We start from the raw sequence: 19,051 nt of genomic DNA, 5'->3' as shown, positions 1-19,051 counted from the left end.
TTTCTCAAATTGTTGCCACATCTCATCTTCAACTGCCTTGTCACCCGTTAAGAAATCTTTGTGAATTTCGTTTCTAGCTTTTGCCCGTTCTAAGACCACAGCGAAAGCTTGTTTTCGGGGTTGTAGGTATTTTTCCCAGTAAAATAGACATCATGTACAAAGACTTGATCAAGGAGCGTGGAGTTTTGTGGTTATACAGTTCTATTACTTGGGTATTACCCCAACTGCTACCGGAATTAACTATGATATGGTTGAAAACTCGTAGCTCTCGAAATTATTATCCATTTCTTAACTATGAGCAGCTTTTGGATGTTTCTCTCTTAGAACTTCGTCAAAAATTTGACCTTTTACCCTTCATTCGATGATTTATGCAGAAACCCAATTTGTGGATAGGACTTGGCTGTCAACAAGGGAGTTCACGGCAATTAATCGCTACAGCCATTCAGGAAGTTTTTCAAGCAAACCAACTCGCAGAAAGTGCGATCGCAGGTATTGCTACTATTGATCAAAAAGCTAGGGAAGTTGGTTTAATCGAACTTTGTCAGTTGCAAAATTGGCCTTTAAAAATCTTTACAGCCGAAATGCTCTCTACAGTTTCCGTACCCAACCCTAGCAAAATCGCTGAACAAGCATTAAGAACACCAAGCGTGGCTGAGGCTGCGGCTATACTTGCAGTCTTACAAATTAACCAGCAAGAGTTAAAAATGAGCCTTTCACAGACCCATTTTGCCCTACCACAACCCCTGTTACCTAAATTATTAGTTACTAAACAAATTTTCCGCTTACCTGGAGAACTCAAAGCAGTGACTTTAGCTGTGGCTTGTTCTACAAAATTGTTCTGAGAAAATAGCTAATTAGGCTAGAAACGATTGTTAATACAATTGAACCGATTAAAGCAGGTAAAAAACCTTGAATTTCAAAACCGTAACCAGGAGTGAGGTTACTTGCTAGCCAAAGAGTTAAAGCGTTGATGACAAATGTAAATAAACCAAAGGTAATTAGGGTAATGGGAAACGCTAAAATACTTAAAATTGGTCGAATAAAAGCATTGACTAAACCAATAATTGCTACAGCGACTAACGCAGCGAGAAAGTTTTGAACAAAGAACCCAGGTACAATGTTGGCAGTTATCAGCAACGCCACCGCAGTAGCCAGCCAAGTTAATAAAAAGTGTTTCATAGTTACTTGAGAAATTAAAAGTTCAAATTACTTGTGACTAATAACAATTAATCATACATAAGCCTATCGTTGACCAGGCGATCGCCGCAAGAGAGCTTCCCATGTAGCACCACCAGCTACGCCATCCGGCTCCAAATTATAGCGTTGTTGAGCCGCTTTCACGGCTGCCTCGGTTGAAGGGCCAAAGTCACCATCTACACCACCAGTTAAAAATCCTAGTTGTTGTAGTCGTTCTTGCAGTTTCCTCACTTCTGAATTACGCATTCCTAAACGTAAAATTGGCCATCCTTGGGCGGTGTACTGTACACCAGGGATTTGTGTAGCAGGTGCAGCCGCTGGTCGGGGAGTCGGGGATGCTGGTCGCGTCGGCGTTGCAGTCCTGAGTTGGGGGCTAGGATTTGGTGTGGGAGTAGGTCTAGGAGGGCTGGTTTGGGTCGGTACAGGAAAATTAGCTAAGTTAGGTGCTGGATTTGCTGAAGAGACAGTTGGTGTCACTATTGGTTCCTTGGGGAATAGTCTTTGCCAAGTATCAGCATCAACAATGCCATCTGGAGTCAAGCTAACTGCACGTTTAAATACAGAAACAGCACTAGCTGTATTCTCGTTGTAAATACCATTTACTTCACCGGTGTAAAAGCCCAAAAGTTTTAGAGCCGCCTGAAGTTCAGAAACCCTTTCTCCTTGACTACCAAGTTGCAAGGTGGGCCGGTTAATAACACCTCCAGGAATTGCTTGGGCAATTTTTTGGGGTGGTGTAGTAGCAATTACAGCAGATAAACCAATCAGCACAGACAAAGAAGAAAGCATGAGTAACCAATAAAACTTACCTGCTTGCAAGAATTGAAATGCTTGTGGTGACTTGAAGTAGTTCCAAATACTTGGTTTCAGGCTGCCTTTCATGGAATTTATTCCCAGAATCTTCTGATGCTAATATTACAGCTACTTATGTCCAAAAGACAGCTGCTGCGATCGCAATTTTACATAGTTTACACAGTTCACTTTACACAAGGGCATTATTAATTGCGGTTTCTTGTCCCACCAAAGAAATATAAGGTTCCTGTAAATACTGACAAGCAGCAGCCATCGCATCTTTGGCATTTACCGAAGTAATCAATTCTTGAAACACCTGATCAAAATCAATTCCTAAACCCAAAGTTTCATACCAGCCGTATATTTGAGCAATTTGTCCGTTAGTTTGTTTACCTAAGGCATACTGTCCCAATATCTTGTTTTTGGCTGCTTGCAGGGCGGTTGCTGATACTTCTGTAGTGCAGAGTAAATCTACTTCTGTACGCAATCCTTCTAGGGCTATGCTGGTGTTTTCTGGTGCAGTACCCATATACACGACAAATGATCCCGGATACTGTCTTGTGGGATAAAATGACGATACCTCATACGCCAAGCCCCGCTTTTCGCGTAATTCTACAAACAAGCGACTAGACAGCCCATTGCCCAAGTAAGTAGACAGCAATTTCAATGGGGCATATTCTGGAGAACTTACTGATGACCCTAAATAACCCAGCATAACGATAGATTGCTGTGTCTGTATAGGTTTTAGCCGATGCTGTGGTTCCACGCGAATCTCTGGCAACTCTAATAATGGCAAGGCTTGTGAGGGAACTTGCCAATGGCCAAAGACTTGTTCTACCAGCGCTATTGCATCTGTTTGGGTGACTCGACCGGCAATACTAATGACTATATTATCTGGACGAAAATAAGTCTGGTGATACTGTATTAAGTCCTCACGAGATAAGCCATTCATCGTGGCTTCATCTCCCAACACTGAAGTTGCATAAGGATGGTTTTGATAAATTACCTCTCGCATTTGGCTAAAAGCAAGGGTAAACGGTTGCTCTTGTTGGGAACGAATATCTTGTAGTGCCAAACGCCGTTCTAATTCTACTTGGAGTTCGGGAAATGTAGGCGATCGCAACATCAGCCCTGCCAATGTTAAAATTTCTGGAAAGTCTGATGTGACTGTCTTCAAGGACATTAAAAAATAATCAGTGGTAGCATCTGTACTCAAACTGGCACCTACCGATTCCACTTGTTCGGCAATTTCTAAGCTCGAAAGTCCCTCACATCCCTTCGTCATTACCGATGATAGCAAATGAGCTAATCCTGCTTTGTCACGTTGTTCATGACAACTACCAGCACGGACAAAAATTCGCGCTGCAATAATATCCGCAACCGGATTTTCTGCTACCAACACAACAATGCCATTATTTAATACAGTGCGATGTATGGAGGAGTGAGATAAAGAAGGTTTTACAGTTTGAGTCATGAGCGCTCTGATATCGGTTATTAGTTATGGAGTGGTCAGTTAATCAACAACCACTGACACTAACAGGGTTTAAGTATCGTCACTGCATAATTTTGCGGTGAAAGATATTGTTTTGCTAATTGTTGCAGTTCTGGGGTTTGAAACGATTGAATCTGCTGCGGATATGCCACCGCTAATTCAGCACGGGCGATAGTGTTGTAGTACCCATACAACCCTGTAAGTTGATTTGGTGTTTCCGTAGAAAATGCATACTCATTACACAATAGTCTTTGTGTCCGAGCTAGTTCCTGGGCGCTAATTTCTTGGTTTTGTAAATCATCCAAATGTTGACGAATCAAGTTCTCGACTGTATCCAGGTTTTCTGGCTCCAACCAAGCAGTAATTGTAAATAAACTCGATTCTTGTTGTAGGGAAAAATTACTACAAATTCCCTGTACTAATTGCGATTCTTCTCTTAACTCACGCACCAAGCGGGAAGTTCGCCCTTCAGCCAATAATACTGATAATAAATCTAAACCATAGGCGGTGCGGAGTTGCTTGACTCCGGGGACAACCCACGCCATAAGTAATCTGGCTTGTTCTACGCGTGGTAAGCATAGTTCTTGGCGATGAATGCCGGCAATGACTGGTTCTACTATTGTTTCCGACTGCGGACAATGTAAAGGTTCAGCAAAATCAACAAATGACTGATTAACAAGTTCCCTGGCTGGTTCTTGAGCAATTCCCCCAACAATCACTACTGTCATGTTATCTGGTTGGTAGTGAGCGCGATGAAAACAACGCATATCTTGGGGCGACTGCTGCATCAGTTCTTGTTCAGTACCCAGCACCGAACGCCCGTAAGGATGGTTTTGATAGATGCTTTGATTGAGGGCTTGAAATCCTATCCAGTCGGGATCATCGCTGCAAGCGCGGATTTCTTCTAAGACTACATCTCGTTCGCGGATAAATTCATCGTCGGGAATTGCCGCATTAGTTAACAGTTCTCCCAAATGGGGCAAAGTATCAGCTAGATAAGAGGCAGCTGTCGTCAGGGTGTAATGGGCATAATCATGGCTGGTAGCCGCATTACTAACACCGCCTCGGTTTTCAATCTGATGATCAAACATTCCCGGTGCTAGTGTTGCTGTACCCTTAAAAATCATGTGTTCTAAAAAATGAGCCATCCCAAACCAGGGTTTTGGCTCACGGGTTGCTCCAGCACGCACCCAAACATCAGCTACAACTACAGGTGTAGTGGAAATCTCTTGATGGATCAGTGTTAAGCCATTATCTAGTCGGGAAACCGAAGCTGGAAATACGGTATGAGGTAGTTGTTGTGACAATTTTTTGTAGCTTGAACCACAATTTAATACAATTTTTGTTATCTTAACTCTGAATGATCACTAAATTAGAATCAACGTATACAGAATTAATTTTCTTGAGTAGATGCAAATAAAGCACCAAATTTACTGAGACTGAATGTATTTAAGGGAAATTAGTAAAATACAGTCTTTGGTTATGGGTAAATTTGTTGTGGATTAATTTCTATAGCAGTTCCCAATCATATGCGTCTTCATCTAAACAGGACTTACGCAAGTGTCACAAAAAATAAAAACTTTTTGCTTGTAGTAAGGGCTACCCTACGGGTTCTGCGAAGCAGTACAGCCCTTATCTTGTCAAGGCCTGCGGCATAGCTGCGCTTACCGCGGAGCGTCTCGCAGAGAGGACTAAAGTCCTCACTACAAACTTAAAATAATATGCCAGTTGCGTAAGTCCTACTAAAAATGGTATAATCTGTAATCTCTAGCCTCTCGCCTCATAAAATTAAAGCTCCCAAGTCTTTGCTAACTTTAGGAGCTAATGATTTTAAGTTCACCGCGACGCCGTTTTACCTAAGTTTATGACCTGGTTAAACCAGGTGGGTGCCGACTTTCTTCGTTTTAAGTTTCCGAGTACATGCCCGGTCTACTGCCACGAGAATTGTTAGCTTCCCTTTTCTTTAAAGACATAGATCAAAAAACTTGATGGCAGTCACCAACGTCGTAGTGCAACTAACTCATTATAGCTTTCAACAATCGGTTGTGTGTTCAGTAGGGCAATTTTCTGGGAAATTTAATTGCCATACCAGATAGATTCTATGTTTTGAGCAACGGTATTGGCTGCTTCTCGGTTCTGATGATCTAGTAAAACCGTGACGTGGCCTAGCTTACGACCAGGACGGGATTCTGTTTTGTTGTACCAATGAACAAAAGCTTGAGGAATTTCGGCTAATTTTTGACGCTGGCTGTGGTAGTCGCTACTGGAAGTTTCATACCCCAGGAGGTTGACCATAATCGCACTAGCACAATGTAATGCAGGATTTCCCAAAGGTAAACCACAAACGGCTCTCAAGTGCTGTTCAAATTGGGATGTTTCGCAGGCGTCTAGGGAAAAATGCCCAGAATTATGGGTGCGTGGGGCTATTTCATTGACCAATACTTTGCCAGTGGCGGTGAGAAATAGTTCAATGCCAAACACCCCAACTACTTGCAGGCTATTTAATAGAGTATGAGCGATCGCTTCAATTTCTGCTGCTTGATTAGGTGTAATATCAGCTGGGGCAATTACTCGCCGACATACTTGTTGTTCTTGTTGGGTTTCCACCACGGGATAAGTAACCACTTTACCTTCTACAGAACGGGCAGCAATTATTGCTAGTTCTCTTTCAAAGGGGACAAATTCTTCTATTAAAAATAGAGATTGATTTAAACTTAAATCTAGCTGTTGTTGCAAACTAGCTAAATCTGGAATAATAAAAGTACCTTGTCCGTCATAACCATGCCGTCGGGATTTTAAAACAACTGGAAAACCTAATTTTTCTATTTTAGATGTAATATCTTCCTGTTGTTCCAGGGCGAAAAATTGGGGGACAGGTAATCTCAAATCCCTTAAATAGCAACGCTGATGATATTTATCTAAAAGCGGAGTTAAAGCTGCTAACCTGGGTCGAAAGCAAATATCTTGATGTTCGATTAAAGATAAGGCATCTAAATTTACAAATTCATTTTCAAAGGTGATAACATCAGTTTTTGCTGCTAAAGCTGCGGTAGCAATAGCATCATCGACGTTTGCTAAAACGATATCTTGGGCAATAGACACAGCGGGATCATTTTTGCTAGGAGTTTGTACTATCAATTCCACTCCTAACTTCTTCGCTGCATCCCCCATCATCCAGGCTAGTTGCCCACCACCAATTACACCAACACGCTTCATCGACATCCTAAAGAATAACGAGTTTCTACACCAGTTTTAGAATTTACACCACTGGCTTTATTGCAAAGTTCTTTAACTTGTGCGCCATCCAAAATTGCATCTGTAAAGTCGGCACTGTCTATATTCACATCAGTAAAAACAGAACGTAGCAATAGAGCTTCTTTGAGAACGGCATCACTCAAATCAGCCCCGGTAAACTTTACCTGATCCACCATAGCATTAGTTAAATCCGCTCCATGTAGATTTGCTTGCGTCATTACCGAAGCACTCATGACTGCTCCCCGCAAGTCTGCATCTTCAAAGTTAGCCAATTCCATATTGGCGTTAGAGAACTCAGCGGCTTGTAAACTTTGACCAGAAAAATCACGTCTGGCTAACTCTGCATTACTAAATGACATCGGATGAGTCCAATCTGCCAAGGCTGGGGAAGCTTGGAAAAATACTACAACCCCCAAAATCAATGCTAATCCTTGCTTCCAAAACATAATACGGTAGCCAATGTAGTGTTCCATCACTATCTCTCAGCTTACCGCATTTAGATTATTAGGTTTATTGTGACTGATTATACTAGTTAATCTTCTAAGGTATCCTGAATTGCTGCGGGTTCTTCTACTACCATCTGGGGATTATCCCTAAACATTTGAAGTCTCCCTGTAACATAACCATAACCGCGCCGGGGATAACGCTCATCTTCCATTGGGATGTAACGATTCATCAACAGGTTGATCACTTCTCGGCTTTGAGGTTCATCCATTTTCGGGATAAAGAGGGAGAATGGTTGGTCAAAACTGCCAATTGAGATTAGTCCATGAATACCGCCAATGCGTCTGAGGTTTTGCATATCAGTGAAAATGGTGACTTTTACATTACTTTTAGCAAGTTCAACCAATTCAAGATAATTTTTGCGTGTATTGTATATGGTTTTTTCTGGGTGGTTTCGTTTGTAGTTGCGGTATTCCTCAATTAACTGGGCGCGTAAGTCCCACCAGCTGGCTAAAACTGCATAATTCCGCATTTGAGAGCCATTAACTTCAGCTTGGTTCCAAACACCTATGTTGGCAGTTTGAGCTACTCGTTCAGCTTGGGTATACTTGTGATGCAGTTCCGTCCATTCAGCATATCCGTACTTGCTAAAGTAGGGGCTATAGCCTGACTGAATCATAATTTCTTGAAAATCTCTGCCGTCATTCAGATGAAGCCACGCCAGTCCCCGGCCAAAATTGTCTACATATCTTTCCCATACCTCATCTGCACTTTCTTGTCCCTGAAATTCCAAAATGACTTTGCTGCCTTCAGGTAACAGAGATTTTGCATATTCTGTTGCTTTTTTACCCCAAGGTGTCACAGGTTTACCACCAGCCGAATACGATTCTTCTGTGTCTAGTGAAAGGATACGAATGCTTTTTTGAAACTCTTCGACGTATACAGTGTCACCATCGACTACACGTTTAACGGTTGCTTCGATTTTTGTACCGCGCATTGCTTCTCCTTGATTTTGCTTTTTTCAGAGTTATGCAAGACAGATGAAAAAATAAATAAAAGTCCAATAAGAATCCTATATATTATTAGAGTAAATTGCTTGTTAACTTATATTTTTTATCTCTTATTCAGTTTATTTATTGGTTATTTTTTGTTTAAATTCAAATTAAGCAATTATCTTTACCTATTTACAAATCTTTATCTTTTTAAATCTATTTTAGGATATGAATAGTTTATTAGTTAACAGGCGATCGCTTGGTTGTTTACAATCCTTGACATAAAACTTTCTAAGTAAAGTTTATTGTATTTCAAGTTCAACAGTCATTATGGGCTGTTATTCTGTTAATTATGGTGAGCGATTAAGCAATTATTGTAAATCTGAAATGCTAATAACGCTTTACAAGAGGAGTATTGCCTGTACGGCATAATGATTGGTTAACTATTCAGGAATCTCCCACAAATTATTTGCACCAACTATACAAATTACGCAAGCCGAAATTACCAACACCGTTATGACACATTACTCTCTTGATTGGATAGAAGCATGGTGCCAAGAAAATGGCTGGACAGAATTATTTGTCGAGCGGCGCAACAATTACTGGGCTTTTCCACCAGGAGGAGTCATGCCCGAACCAATCCCTAATCATGTCCTCAACTTGATTAAAGCTGAAAAAGGATTCACTGTTGAGGAAAGAGTCTGGTCAGCATCGGCGGTGATTGGCACAATTGTGGCCATCGTCTCTACAGTTATCTTTAAGTGCCCTATGCCTTTAGTGTTTGCGTTTGCCTTTAACGCTGTGACTGTAGCGCAACTTGAAATAGAAGATGCCTAAATCGTTAAGTTGGGCATTATTTATTAGGACTTACGCAACTGGCATATTATTTTAAATTTGTAGTGAGGACTAAAGTCCTCTGTGCGAGACGCTCCGCGGTAAGCGCAGCTATGCCCGCAGGGCTTGACAAGATAAGGGCTGTTCGCGCAGTGTTCCCGTAGGGTAGCCCTTACTACAAACAAAAAATTTTTATTTTTTGTGACACTTGCGTAAGTCCTGATTTTATAGATATTGTTTATTTTGATTTCTGCAAGCCGCACACTCGTGACTTATAGTCATGAGTTAGGCGCTCCATATTTCCATATTTTTTATTTTTATTAGCCCTAACCGGAATTAATTAATAACAATTGAGATGCATTTCTTTTGGATAAATTAATCATAAACAATAAATATCCAAAAATTAAGTTTTCATTAACTCTTCCTTTGCATAAAATTAATCTCTAACTAGTAGTTTTAATTTGGCAAAGCGGCATCTGATACATAAAAATTACCGGGTAAATTTGTCAATTTCCGCCTAATTTTTGGCAAGAAAATTAGTTGTGGATTTGCCTATGATTATCCTGTTTTCCTGACGTCAAATGTTTCTCTGCTGAAATTCACCTGTTAGTCAGGAGCATGACAATGGCAGATTACTTGAATTTTGAGCGGTTTTTGCGTAATCGAATCAAACGACGTAATTTAATTATTGGGGCGGGAGCATTAACCGGGTTGGCAGTTACCAGCCAATTTTCCCATCAACGAGCGATCGCTACAGGCCGATTTTCTGACTATCCTTTTAAACTCGGTGTGGCCTCGGGTGAACCCTATGCTACTAGCGTAGTTCTTTGGACTCGTCTAGCTCCTGAACCTCTAAATGGAGGAGGAATGCCACCTTATAATGTGCCTGTGCGCTGGCGAGTGGCTACTGATTCCAAGATGAGAAGGATTGTAGCCAGAGGGAGCGAGTTTGCAACACCAGAACTGGCGCATTCAATTCGGGTTGTAGTTGAAGGACTCGAACCTAATACTTGGTACTGGTATCAATTTATTGTCGGCAGAGATGCTAGCCCTATTGGTCGCACTCGTACAGCTCCTTTACCGGGAAGCTACTTGAATCAATTTAACTTTGCCGTGGTATCTTGCCAGAACTATCAGCAGGGATACTATACCGCCTATAAATATTTAGCTCAAGACGACCTCAGCTTAGTGGTACATACTGGTGACTATATCTATGAAGGAGGAATTGGCAACAATACCGTCAGACCACATAATAGTCCCAAAATTGTGACTTTAGAGGATTATCGCAACCGTCACGCCCTCTATAAAACTGATGCTGATTTGCAAGCAGCTCATGCAGCCTTACCTTGGATTGTCACTTGGGACGACCACGAAGTGGAAAATAACTACGCCAATGACATTTCACAACTGGATAATGAGCCAGATGCAGATCCAGCAATTTTCCTAGAACGGCGAGCAGCGGCTTATCAGGCTTACTATGAACACATGCCATTGCGTCCCTTCTCACGACCCACTGGCCCTGATATGCAACTTTTCCGTCGGCTTTCTTTTGGTAATTTGGCAACATTCCATGTTTTAGATACCCGCCAGTATCGCACTGACCAGCCTTGTGGTGATGGCATCAAAGAACGTTGCCCAGAGGTTTTTGATCCACAGGCAACAATTCTAGGACAAGAACAAGAAAGTTGGTTGTATCAAGGTCTAGATAGCTCACAAGCTAAGTGGAATGTTTTAGCCCAGCAAGTACCTATTGCTCAAAGAGACTTCCTCCCAGGTGAAGGCCAAACCTTCAGCATGGATAAGTGGGACGCTTATGTGGCTTCTCGCGATCGCCTGATGAATTTCCTCCAACAGCGTCAGCCCTCCAATCCAGTATCTCTAGCAGGTGATGTCCATTCCAATTGGGCAATGAATCTGAAGGTTAATTTTGATCAACCAGAATCCGCTACGGTTGGTAGTGAATTTGTCTGTACTTCAATTAGCTCTGGTGGAGATGGGGTAGATATGAATCCCACAGTAGCCGCTTACTTACCTGACAATCCGCACATTAAGTTCTACAACGGTCAACGAGGATATGTTCGCTGTTCATTGACTCCCACAAACTGGAAAACAGATTATCTAGTTATGTCTAATGTCACAACTCCTTTTGGTACGTTGAGTAAGCGTGCTTCATTTGTGGTAGAAGATGGTAATCCAGAAATACAGCAAGCTTAATCGTTAAACTTTCACGAATCGACTTGACTTAACAAAAAATCGCACTGAGCAATCTAAATGGTATTGATCAGCAAAAGGGGCTACTGACATTTTTCATTGCATGACTGCTTGTAGCCTCTTTACTTATTCTGCTGCAAATAGTAATTAAACCGTTCCCCTAGTTGTTCAATAGTCAAATTTTGAGTCCAGTATTCCACGAAAGCATGACCAAAAGCCCAAGCATTGCGGTCAGGTGAGGCAGAGTTTTCTAGTAGCAATGGCCACAGAGATAGTAAATTAAATTTCAGCGGGTTAACATTACCTGTATTCAACAGGGAAAATAAATCGTAGGCCATCTGAAGTTTACCAATTACAATTGGCAAATGTTCCACGGGGATTTGTTCTGCCAGCAAATACGCCAACGTCGGAGAACCAGTTGATAAGGTAGAGATAAACTGAAGTACAGGACTTTTCAGTAGTGCAGTTAGTCCCTGAGTCGTTGCCATTTGGAAAGTATAATGATCAATGATTTTGGCAGTGGCCACAGTCCGGGCTTCTAAGTTCCGCAAAAAGCGGGCCAGGCGCAGTTGTTTGGCGGGAGCGATCGCTTGTAATAATGATAACGATAGCCCTTCTACTCCCCAGGCCATCCGACCTGTTTTCACATCACTGGTAACAATGGGTAAAACCAGATTACAGAATTTATCTAAAAGTTGAGCGCGGTACTGGGTAGCTTCCCGAATGGCAATTTCTTTAGGCTTATCACCCCATTCCCAATCATAAGGCGGTTGCCACTCGCGGATGGGACGCAGACGATCTACTTGGGTGACAACTGCGATCGCAGGTAAGTCTGCAACTTCCGTTTGCATATCTTGGAGAAAATCCACATCCATTTGTAGAGCGGGATCAAGGGCAGGAGTAACTAACAGTAATAAATCTGCGTTTGTAGCATAATCAAGCACCAAGTTTCGCAGATCCTCACCATTTACTTGTTCATAACCTGGAGTATCCCACAGGTTCAACGTTTCCCCGCTTGCAGACTGCCATTGGTAATTATCTATTTGATCAGTACTGGGCAAAATATCCACAGCTGCCAAATCAGCTTGAAATAAAGTGTTAATCAAACTGCTTTTACCAGAACCAGTCCGCCCTACAAGTAAAATATTGACTGGTTTTTGGGCAACTACTTCTGGTGGTTCTGCTTGCGTGAGTATTTCTCGCAGATTTTGAGTTTTCGCTTTGGGTAGTGTCGGCGTAGAAATGGCGGATGCTGACATTGGCAGTTTACCACCACTATAAAGAGCGATCGCCTGACGGCATAAATTCCTCAGCGCATTTTCCCGCAAAAGTTGGCCCAAATTGACCAATAGCTGCTGAGTTGCCCGGTTAGTATAACCTTGAGTGGCTTGTTTTGCTACTGCTGCCACAGGATTCAATAACCACTGCGCCCAATTCCAAGCTTGCCAAAGTTTCCGCGCCGATGGTTCTAGTTTGCGGTAGACTTCATACGCTTGGTAAGCTTGTCCCACTGTGACTTGATTTAGAGTCGGTGATAGCTTTTGCATCCACTGATCTAAATCATCCATTGTTCCCCGAATCAACCCGTAAGCCTGGGGTATGTAGATATTTAATAGAGGATATTGAACTTGAGGATAATATATATGCGCGATCGCTGTGACTAAATCTTGGCATCGTGTCCAAAAAGTTTGCCAGTCTTCCCAAATCGGGCGATCGTTTTGTGCTACTTTCAAAATCTCCTGGAGTGCAATTTCCGCCTGCTTTGTGGTGTCACTTCCTGCTGTATCTTCTCCGGCTGATTTTAGTTCCTCCTTAACTTCTATCATTACCGCTTCTAGCTGTTTGATTGCAGGTTGAGTCCATCTCACCAGCAGCCAACGCCAGCCCACAAATACCAGAGTAAATACACCCCAAATCCAATTAATACCCCAGGTATGAATTTGCATCCCTGCACAGATGAGCAAAAAAGTAATAATTAGTGCAATAGGTAACACTAATACTACCCATTGCCACAGTTTTAATCGCAGCATTTTTTAGTGATCCGCCCTAATTTTTGATACTCCCTACATCTATACTAAATTGATCCCAAAAAATTTCTATGGGGAGTGAAACTCCAATCAAGACTCGGTTATCGGTATCTGCTGCGACAATTCGAGCAACATACCTTAAAAAACCTATCGGAAAAAGTAATGTTGCGGTTGCTGAAATATATATTCAAGGTGATGTAGCTTTTTGTGTAGGAGGAACGTCTAGAGGTGGAAACAAGAGTCCCATTCCTCAACCTAAGCCCAAATCAGAAGGAGGCCAATTTGAACCAACAGTTGATTCTCGTACTTATCGCCTTATGGATACTGATGCTGAATATAAAGTATTATCTACAATTGCAGATCAGCTTGAAATACTCTACGATCTTCAGGTAGAAGGGAATATTTATCTTTACACAGAACTACAACCCTGTGAAAGTTGTGAAAATATTATAAAGCAATTTCAAATGAAGTTTCCAAATATCAAAACAGAAGTACTTTGGGACTATCCCTATCCATAAAACTAATTATCAGGGAGGAACTTATAATGGTAATCAAATTCACCCCATCGATAAATCGGCAAGTATCTTCTACAAATAATATACCTGAACCTCTAGAAGCTTTATTTAACAAAATTAGGCTCGAACATTATGAAGAACTCTACGAGCCAGAGGCAGATGGCACAGCTTCACTGGAAGATACGTTAAATGAAGTTTTAGAAGCACTGCGTAGTAGCAATAATACACTCACTCATCTTCGTTATGTTTGGATGGCACTGATCCTCACTCTAGTGGTAGAGCCTACAGTAAAACACTGTCAGCCACATGGAAAGCTATCACCCAAAAATATTATTAATTTGATGGTTAGATGGATAATTGAGACTATTAATAAATCGATTAGCTCGGAAAGCACTACCAAAATTGCTGTTGATAAATTAATTTATCAAATAACCGGAAATTGTGATGTTGATTTTCAAACAGAGATAGCAAGCCTCCAGGTTATCAATGAGGCACTAGATGTATTTCGGAATGCGGTTCTGGTTCTAGATTATAATCAAGCTGTAGAGGCAATTTTAGAAATTTTAGATGATTGCTTAGAAGGATATGCAATTTTTCCTGGTTCCTATGGAAGAAGAGAATTATTTGAATGGTGGCTATTCGATGTTGTGCCAGCTAGTTTGTATTTAAAGCCACCTAAATCTTTCTATATAGTAGAAGGTTTACAAAATAAAGAAACCATTAGATTGCATCAAACTAGCTTAATCAGTGATATTAGCTATTTAGTACAGTTAATTGTTCAGCTAGAACTAACTAACGAAGACAAAGAAAATTCACAGCATTTATTTAACTACAATAATATTGCAAAGGACAAAGAAATAAATATTGAGTTGAACAGTAGTAGTTTTGATTCAATTAATAACACTCGTAATTAGGAAAAAATTACTCAATTTGTTTAAATTCATAGCCAATTAAATAATTTATAACAATGAGCGCACAAAAACATGATAAAGAAGAAATAGTATCGGATTTTCTTCAGTCTCTCCAAGATAGAGAATTAATTATTGAAGAAGAGAACAGCTATGGAGAAGAATATACAGATAAACTTAAGATAGCTTGTAATAACCTTCTCCAAAAAGAATCTTTTCAAGTTGGACAACTTGTGAAATGGAAAGAATATCTCAAAAACAGGAAAATACCTCACAAAAATCAACCGGCTATTGTTGTCGCTGTTTTAGATGAGCCTATTACGAGTAGTGTAGATGAATCTGGTAGCCCTTATTTTCTAGAAACACTAGACATCATATTAGGAACCATGATTGATGATCATAGTTTTCTAACTTTTTACTATGATAGTAGGAGATTCGAGGCTTACTAGATTGCCGAATTATTACTAGCAAACAGTTGATAATAAAATTATTCTGGCACATTAGACAAAAGCGATGTTTAGGAGGGCTAACCCTACAGATAATTATATTATGGCTCCGCTAATGACTAATTTCATTTAAAACCCTTTACTGACTTCTTTTGTCCCTTACCTTTGGGCTTAGATTTTTGCACTTCGGCAATAGCTTCTTGAAACAAATTGTGCAAATGTATAGGTACACTAGCAATTTCTGGTAAATCTGGCTCTAAAGGCTTATCAAATTCTTGTAACACTGTATCCAAGTCTGTAGTTAAGTTAAACTCTGGACGTTGCAGAAAATCTTGTAATACCTTTTCTAGTTGAGTTGGATAGTTTTGGGCTAAACGATGCCAGATAAAGGCATTAATACTTTTATCTTCTAGGTAATGACGAATTAGTTTTTCATTACCTTCAATATTTTGCCCATTATTAGTTGATAAAATTTCCTGAAATTTACTATATGTGGGTACAAACATTTGTCCCCAACGCGGATGGGAAAGTGCCGTTACTTGTTCTGCTTTTTTGAGATCGGCAGGTAAATCCACTTTTGGCATGACCATTTTGGTTTTACCATTGTTACTATCACCCTTAAAAAGCTGAGAAACTGCTTTTGAGTCTGCACCAACTTCTTTTGCGGCTGTTTCTATTTCTTCTTCACTCACACCAGCTTCTTCTGCCATTTCTGCTAGAGATTTAGAAGAATCAAGTCCCGCAGCAGCTAAAGTTTGCTCAGTCAGTATTTCTTGAAATTCAGCTATTTTTTTATTTAGTTGATATCCCGCTAAGGTAATTTCGTCACTACCAAAAAATTCAACAAACTGATGATGATATTTTTCTACTGATTTCCAAGCTTCTTCTAGTAACTCAGGAGCATCACTATAAAGATTATTTTTATAGTTTTCTTTAAAATTACCAATTGCCACGGCGAGTTTTGGCTTACCCAATTTACCCATGAGTGTATGAGGGCCAGAAAAGATCCAGTAGCTATCATTCACAGGTGAAATGCGAGTGAGTAATATTTCTCCTTCTTTCAACCTTGATAATGTTTGTAAGGTTTGTGGCTCGGTTGACTTGACAATATAGCGTTTATCTGTGAGCCAATTCCTTAACTCAAAGCCATCGGGTAAGATGCTGGTGATGGCAAATAAGCCAATAAAACTACGATGCCAGTTATTGATTAAATTGCGATCGCTCTCTGATAATTCGGGATGGCTGGCGATAAACAACTCTAGGGGAGAATGATCATTGACTTGCCCTTGGGTGAGAAAGCTGTCAATAATTAAGTCTTGCTGCGTATTATCTCCACTACCACGGCGTAACTGTTCTGCTGCATAGGTTTCTAGTGCTTGTGCTAGTTCGCCTTCTGCATCCAGGACAAAATCAACTAAAGCTTGTTTGAGTTCGTGCGATCGTTCTAATATGGCATCCACAAGTATATCTTTCGGCTCAACAGTTGTTAAGTTACAACTCTAGACGGGATTTGAACATCTGACAATAGCTAGATTTTTGAATGCTGATTACTTTGGTAGCTGCGATCGTATCCTGAGTTTGGTCAATCTCAACGGTTTCAATTCAATCCCGGTAACGGGATTCATTTATTTGAAAGTTAGAAATATGGATTGTCAAATTAGCAGATAGAATGTTTCAATCCCGTTACCGGGTTTCATTTATTTGAAAGGCTTTAATAGAAAAGTCACTTTTTAAATTTTAGCTGCACCTATTATATAACCGATAAAGTCATCTAACATTACAAAGCGTTGACCAGCATGATTATAGATTGTTAATTCAGGATAAATCTTCAAAAGATTGGTGGCAATTACACTTGAAGTTGGAACTATAGCAATGTCATCAATAACTTTCATTCTTAGTACAAGCTCTAAAAATTCAAAACGTATCAAAGACAATTGAGCATGAGTTCTAAGCATTATGCATTCTCTAGTCAGGTTATCAGATTACCGTCTTTTGATAAGAGCCGCACCCAAATTAAATGCATTGGTAACCTTAGCGAATCGGATATGCCAGCAGAAGTGTTGAATGTTAAGAAATCTGTGATAAAAATAGCCCAAAATATGGTAAGTTCTGGGCGAAGGATTAAAATAAATTGATTGATAATGATTATAAATTCATTTCCCAATATTGTCAAAGACATCCTCAGACCGTTGCCAAAAAATGATTATCCAGTTTTGAACAGCCGTCTTTATGTTGAGTGTTGGTTGGCATATGCCTTGGATAATAGCTTAACAAGTATGCGGGACTTATTTAAAAGATTAAACAATACGGGAATTGATGTAAGTATTTCAACATTTTCCAAGGCTAACACACATAGAAACCAAGAAATATTCCAAAATATTTATCATCAATTGAATCAATTAATCCAGAAAAAGTCCAGAAAAAATTACATGACAAATATGCAATTTGTCCAATTGACTCAACAGTAATTACATTAACAAGCAAGTTGCTATGGGTTCTAGGTCATCATCAAGTCAAACTGTTTAGTTCCCTCAATCTGTCAACAGGCAGTCCAGAAGATAATTTGATAAATTTTGGTCATGACCATGATTATAAATTCGGTTCATCAATGATGTCTAATTTACCGCCAGAGGCAATTGGGGTAATGGATAGAGGAGGCAGTGCGTTGGGCGGGTTCCCCGACTTGTTCGCGGAGCGTCTCGAAGAGAAGCAACTGCCGTGATTTGCAGGACTCAATTTCATGCAATAGTTAGTGCAAAAAGACAAATATTTTGTAGTGAGAATTAAGAATAATTGGAAACTAGAATTTGAGTCAGAAACTGGATTAGTCAAAATCGGTTCATCGACCGATGCTCCCGCTTACAGGGTAATTAATTTTTGTGATTTAGAAACGAAAACTGAATTCCGCTTAGTCACGAATTTACCTGCTGATGGAGAGGCAGCAGTTACAGATGACGAAATCAGAGATATTTATCGTTTACGGTGGGGAGTTGAATTGTTATGGAAATTTTTAAAGATGCACCTAAAACTAGATAGATTAATTAGCAAAAATGTTAATGGTATTGCTATTGAAATCTATTCTAGTCTCATCGCCTATCTGATTTTACAACTTGTATCTGTTCCCAAAGAATGGGGTGAAAAGATATTAGATAAATTCCGCTATCTTCAGGCTTGTATGTGTCAACAAATCAGTTATGTTCATTGGATGGAAAAAATTATGAAATGTTGACATTTTTACCCTTGATAAGACTACTATACATGAATATGTAAAGTTTTGTAACGACATTCAACATTTCTGATATGCCAGCATTTATTAAAGTTAATTTTAGTCCCCCCGTTGATTATAGCGATCGGAATTTAGATGCGATCGTTCGCTAACTCCAAGAACGCTGTCATCAACAATGTCGCTATACCATTCGCTATCACAGCAAACAAGGAGAAGGACGCATTTGGGATATCGACCGTTCAGAATTGCGATTGCACGACGGTATTCTCTACCTCTTTGCATTTATACCCGACTGGCGTTCTTGGCGCTTTGATTATTGGCATAACATCGACCAAAATCGAATCTTTCGCCTTGATAGAATTGCTAACATTGGTGCTGCATCTGATACTCCTTGGGTATCCTGTGATTTTCCCACATTAAAAATCCGTTATCGCACAAGTGGGCAATTATCAAATTATCAACCTCGACGGAAAGATGAAGTCATTGTTTATAGCGATGACAAACATAAATTCTGCGACATTGAAGCAACAGTAGACTATTGGTTTTGGTTCCGCCAGCGCATATTAAAGTATGGTGAAAATGCTCAAATTATCAGTCCAAAAAACTTAGCTGAGGAAATTCAACAAGAATATAAAAAAATATGGGAAACATATCAAAAAATCAAAATCCATAAATAGAAAAAACAAAAGCCCCAACACTTATGTGTGTTGAG

General features: G+C 40.1%; 17 protein-coding genes, 1 other RNA gene and 2 pseudogenes. 9 read left to right on the top strand and 11 right to left on the bottom strand.

Annotated features, from left to right (window positions below; genetic code table 11):
* Window positions 1-152: 152 nt before the first annotated feature.
* Together ACM0OS_RS23145 and ACM0OS_RS23140 are read left to right on the top strand one after the other, a co-directional pair.
* Window positions 153-365 carry a hypothetical protein gene (locus tag ACM0OS_RS23145; protein ID WP_414545525.1) on the top strand — a complete coding sequence of 71 codons (213 nt, stop codon included), beginning with the start codon at window positions 153-155 and terminating at the stop codon, window positions 363-365.
* Between the two features lie 3 nt (window positions 366-368).
* Window positions 369-842 (top strand): cobalamin biosynthesis protein, encoded by a 474-nt coding sequence (locus ACM0OS_RS23140; protein ID WP_414545524.1) that lies wholly within the window; start codon window positions 369-371, stop codon window positions 840-842.
* Here the strand turns inward: ACM0OS_RS23140 and ACM0OS_RS23135 are convergent.
* The 8 genes from ACM0OS_RS23135 to ACM0OS_RS23100 all read right to left on the bottom strand — a co-directional run bounded on the left by ACM0OS_RS23135 (window position 826) and on the right by ACM0OS_RS23100 (window position 8,177).
* Window positions 826-1,179, bottom strand: coding sequence for a phage holin family protein (locus ACM0OS_RS23135; protein WP_414545523.1), 354 nt, complete (start codon window positions 1,177-1,179; stop codon window positions 826-828). The two genes, ACM0OS_RS23140 and ACM0OS_RS23135, sit on opposite strands and share 17 nt — an antisense overlap.
* A gap of 63 nt (window positions 1,180-1,242) precedes the next feature.
* Window positions 1,243-2,079: a peptidoglycan-binding domain-containing protein gene (locus ACM0OS_RS23130; RefSeq protein WP_414545522.1), complete on the bottom strand. Its 837-nt coding sequence runs from the start codon at window positions 2,077-2,079 to the stop codon at window positions 1,243-1,245.
* Between the two features lie 100 nt (window positions 2,080-2,179).
* Window positions 2,180-3,463: a M16 family metallopeptidase gene (locus ACM0OS_RS23125; RefSeq protein ID WP_414545521.1), complete on the bottom strand. Its 1,284-nt coding sequence runs from the start codon at window positions 3,461-3,463 to the stop codon at window positions 2,180-2,182.
* 59 nt (window positions 3,464-3,522) lie between these two features.
* Window positions 3,523-4,788, bottom strand: coding sequence for a M16 family metallopeptidase (locus tag ACM0OS_RS23120; RefSeq protein ID WP_414545520.1), 1,266 nt, complete (start codon window positions 4,786-4,788; stop codon window positions 3,523-3,525).
* Between the two features lie 525 nt (window positions 4,789-5,313).
* A non-coding RNA gene (ssrS, locus tag ACM0OS_RS23115) (6S RNA) lies at window positions 5,314-5,497 on the bottom strand.
* A 60-nt stretch (window positions 5,498-5,557) separates the two neighbouring features.
* The gene (locus ACM0OS_RS23110; RefSeq protein ID WP_414545528.1) at window positions 5,558-6,697 is read right to left on the bottom strand and encodes a 5-(carboxyamino)imidazole ribonucleotide synthase; all 1,140 of its coding nucleotides are present in this window, start codon (window positions 6,695-6,697) and stop codon (window positions 5,558-5,560) included.
* A complete protein-coding gene (locus ACM0OS_RS23105; protein WP_414545527.1) occupies window positions 6,694-7,182 on the bottom strand; it encodes a pentapeptide repeat-containing protein in 489 nt (162 codons plus the stop codon). The genes ACM0OS_RS23110 and ACM0OS_RS23105 overlap by 4 nt, the downstream gene beginning before the upstream one ends.
* 86 nt (window positions 7,183-7,268) lie before the next feature.
* The gene (locus ACM0OS_RS23100) at window positions 7,269-8,177 is read right to left on the bottom strand and encodes a thermonuclease family protein (RefSeq protein ID WP_414545519.1); all 909 of its coding nucleotides are present in this window, start codon (window positions 8,175-8,177) and stop codon (window positions 7,269-7,271) included.
* 511 nt (window positions 8,178-8,688) lie between these two features.
* Here ACM0OS_RS23100 and ACM0OS_RS23095 point away from each other — a divergent pair.
* Together ACM0OS_RS23095 and ACM0OS_RS23090 are read left to right on the top strand one after the other, a co-directional pair.
* Entirely contained in the window at window positions 8,689-9,009 is a 321-nt protein-coding gene (locus tag ACM0OS_RS23095; RefSeq protein ID WP_414545526.1) for a hypothetical protein, read from the top strand.
* A gap of 621 nt (window positions 9,010-9,630) precedes the next feature.
* Window positions 9,631-11,220, top strand: a complete 1,590-nt coding sequence (locus ACM0OS_RS23090) for an alkaline phosphatase D family protein (protein WP_414545518.1) — start codon at window positions 9,631-9,633, stop codon at window positions 11,218-11,220.
* 119 nt (window positions 11,221-11,339) lie between these two features.
* Here the strand turns inward: ACM0OS_RS23090 and ACM0OS_RS23085 are convergent, their stop codons facing one another.
* Window positions 11,340-13,247, bottom strand: a complete 1,908-nt coding sequence (locus ACM0OS_RS23085; RefSeq protein WP_414545517.1) for a GTPase family protein — start codon at window positions 13,245-13,247, stop codon at window positions 11,340-11,342.
* A gap of 68 nt (window positions 13,248-13,315) precedes the next feature.
* On the opposite strand from ACM0OS_RS23085, the gene ACM0OS_RS23080 reads away from it, so the two are divergent.
* The 3 genes from ACM0OS_RS23080 to ACM0OS_RS23070 are packed head-to-tail and all read left to right on the top strand — an operon-like array spanning window position 13,316 to window position 15,116.
* Window positions 13,316-13,762 carry a deaminase domain-containing protein gene (locus ACM0OS_RS23080; RefSeq protein ID WP_414545516.1) on the top strand — a complete coding sequence of 149 codons (447 nt, stop codon included), beginning with the start codon at window positions 13,316-13,318 and terminating at the stop codon, window positions 13,760-13,762.
* 26 nt (window positions 13,763-13,788) lie between these two features.
* Window positions 13,789-14,673, top strand: a complete 885-nt coding sequence (locus ACM0OS_RS23075; protein ID WP_414545515.1) for a hypothetical protein — start codon at window positions 13,789-13,791, stop codon at window positions 14,671-14,673.
* 53 nt (window positions 14,674-14,726) lie between these two features.
* A complete protein-coding gene (locus ACM0OS_RS23070) occupies window positions 14,727-15,116 on the top strand; it encodes a hypothetical protein (protein ID WP_414545514.1) in 390 nt (129 codons plus the stop codon).
* A 122-nt stretch (window positions 15,117-15,238) separates the two neighbouring features.
* Here the strand turns inward: ACM0OS_RS23070 and ACM0OS_RS23065 are convergent, their stop codons facing one another.
* Together ACM0OS_RS23065 and ACM0OS_RS23060 are read right to left on the bottom strand one after the other, a co-directional pair.
* Window positions 15,239-16,573: a hypothetical protein gene (locus ACM0OS_RS23065; protein WP_414545513.1), complete on the bottom strand. Its 1,335-nt coding sequence runs from the start codon at window positions 16,571-16,573 to the stop codon at window positions 15,239-15,241.
* Window positions 16,574-16,843: 270 nt separating this feature from the next.
* A complete protein-coding gene (locus tag ACM0OS_RS23060) occupies window positions 16,844-17,068 on the bottom strand; it encodes a hypothetical protein (RefSeq protein ID WP_414545512.1) in 225 nt (74 codons plus the stop codon).
* 186 nt (window positions 17,069-17,254) lie between these two features.
* Here ACM0OS_RS23060 and ACM0OS_RS23055 point away from each other — a divergent pair.
* Both ACM0OS_RS23055 and ACM0OS_RS23050 read left to right on the top strand, forming a co-directional pair.
* Window positions 17,255-18,342, top strand: a pseudogene (locus ACM0OS_RS23055) (transposase).
* Between the two features lie 161 nt (window positions 18,343-18,503).
* Window positions 18,504-19,016, top strand: a pseudogene (locus tag ACM0OS_RS23050) (WYL domain-containing protein); the annotation flags it as partial.
* Window positions 19,017-19,051 lie beyond the last annotated feature (35 nt).

Source organism: Nostoc sp. CCY0012 (assembly GCF_963920855.1).
In the GTDB taxonomy this organism is placed as follows: Bacteria; Cyanobacteriota; Cyanobacteriia; order Cyanobacteriales; family Nostocaceae; genus Cyanocohniella.
The sequence above is the reverse complement of the archived record's forward strand: the minus strand, read 5'-3'. Positions and strand labels throughout refer to the sequence as shown.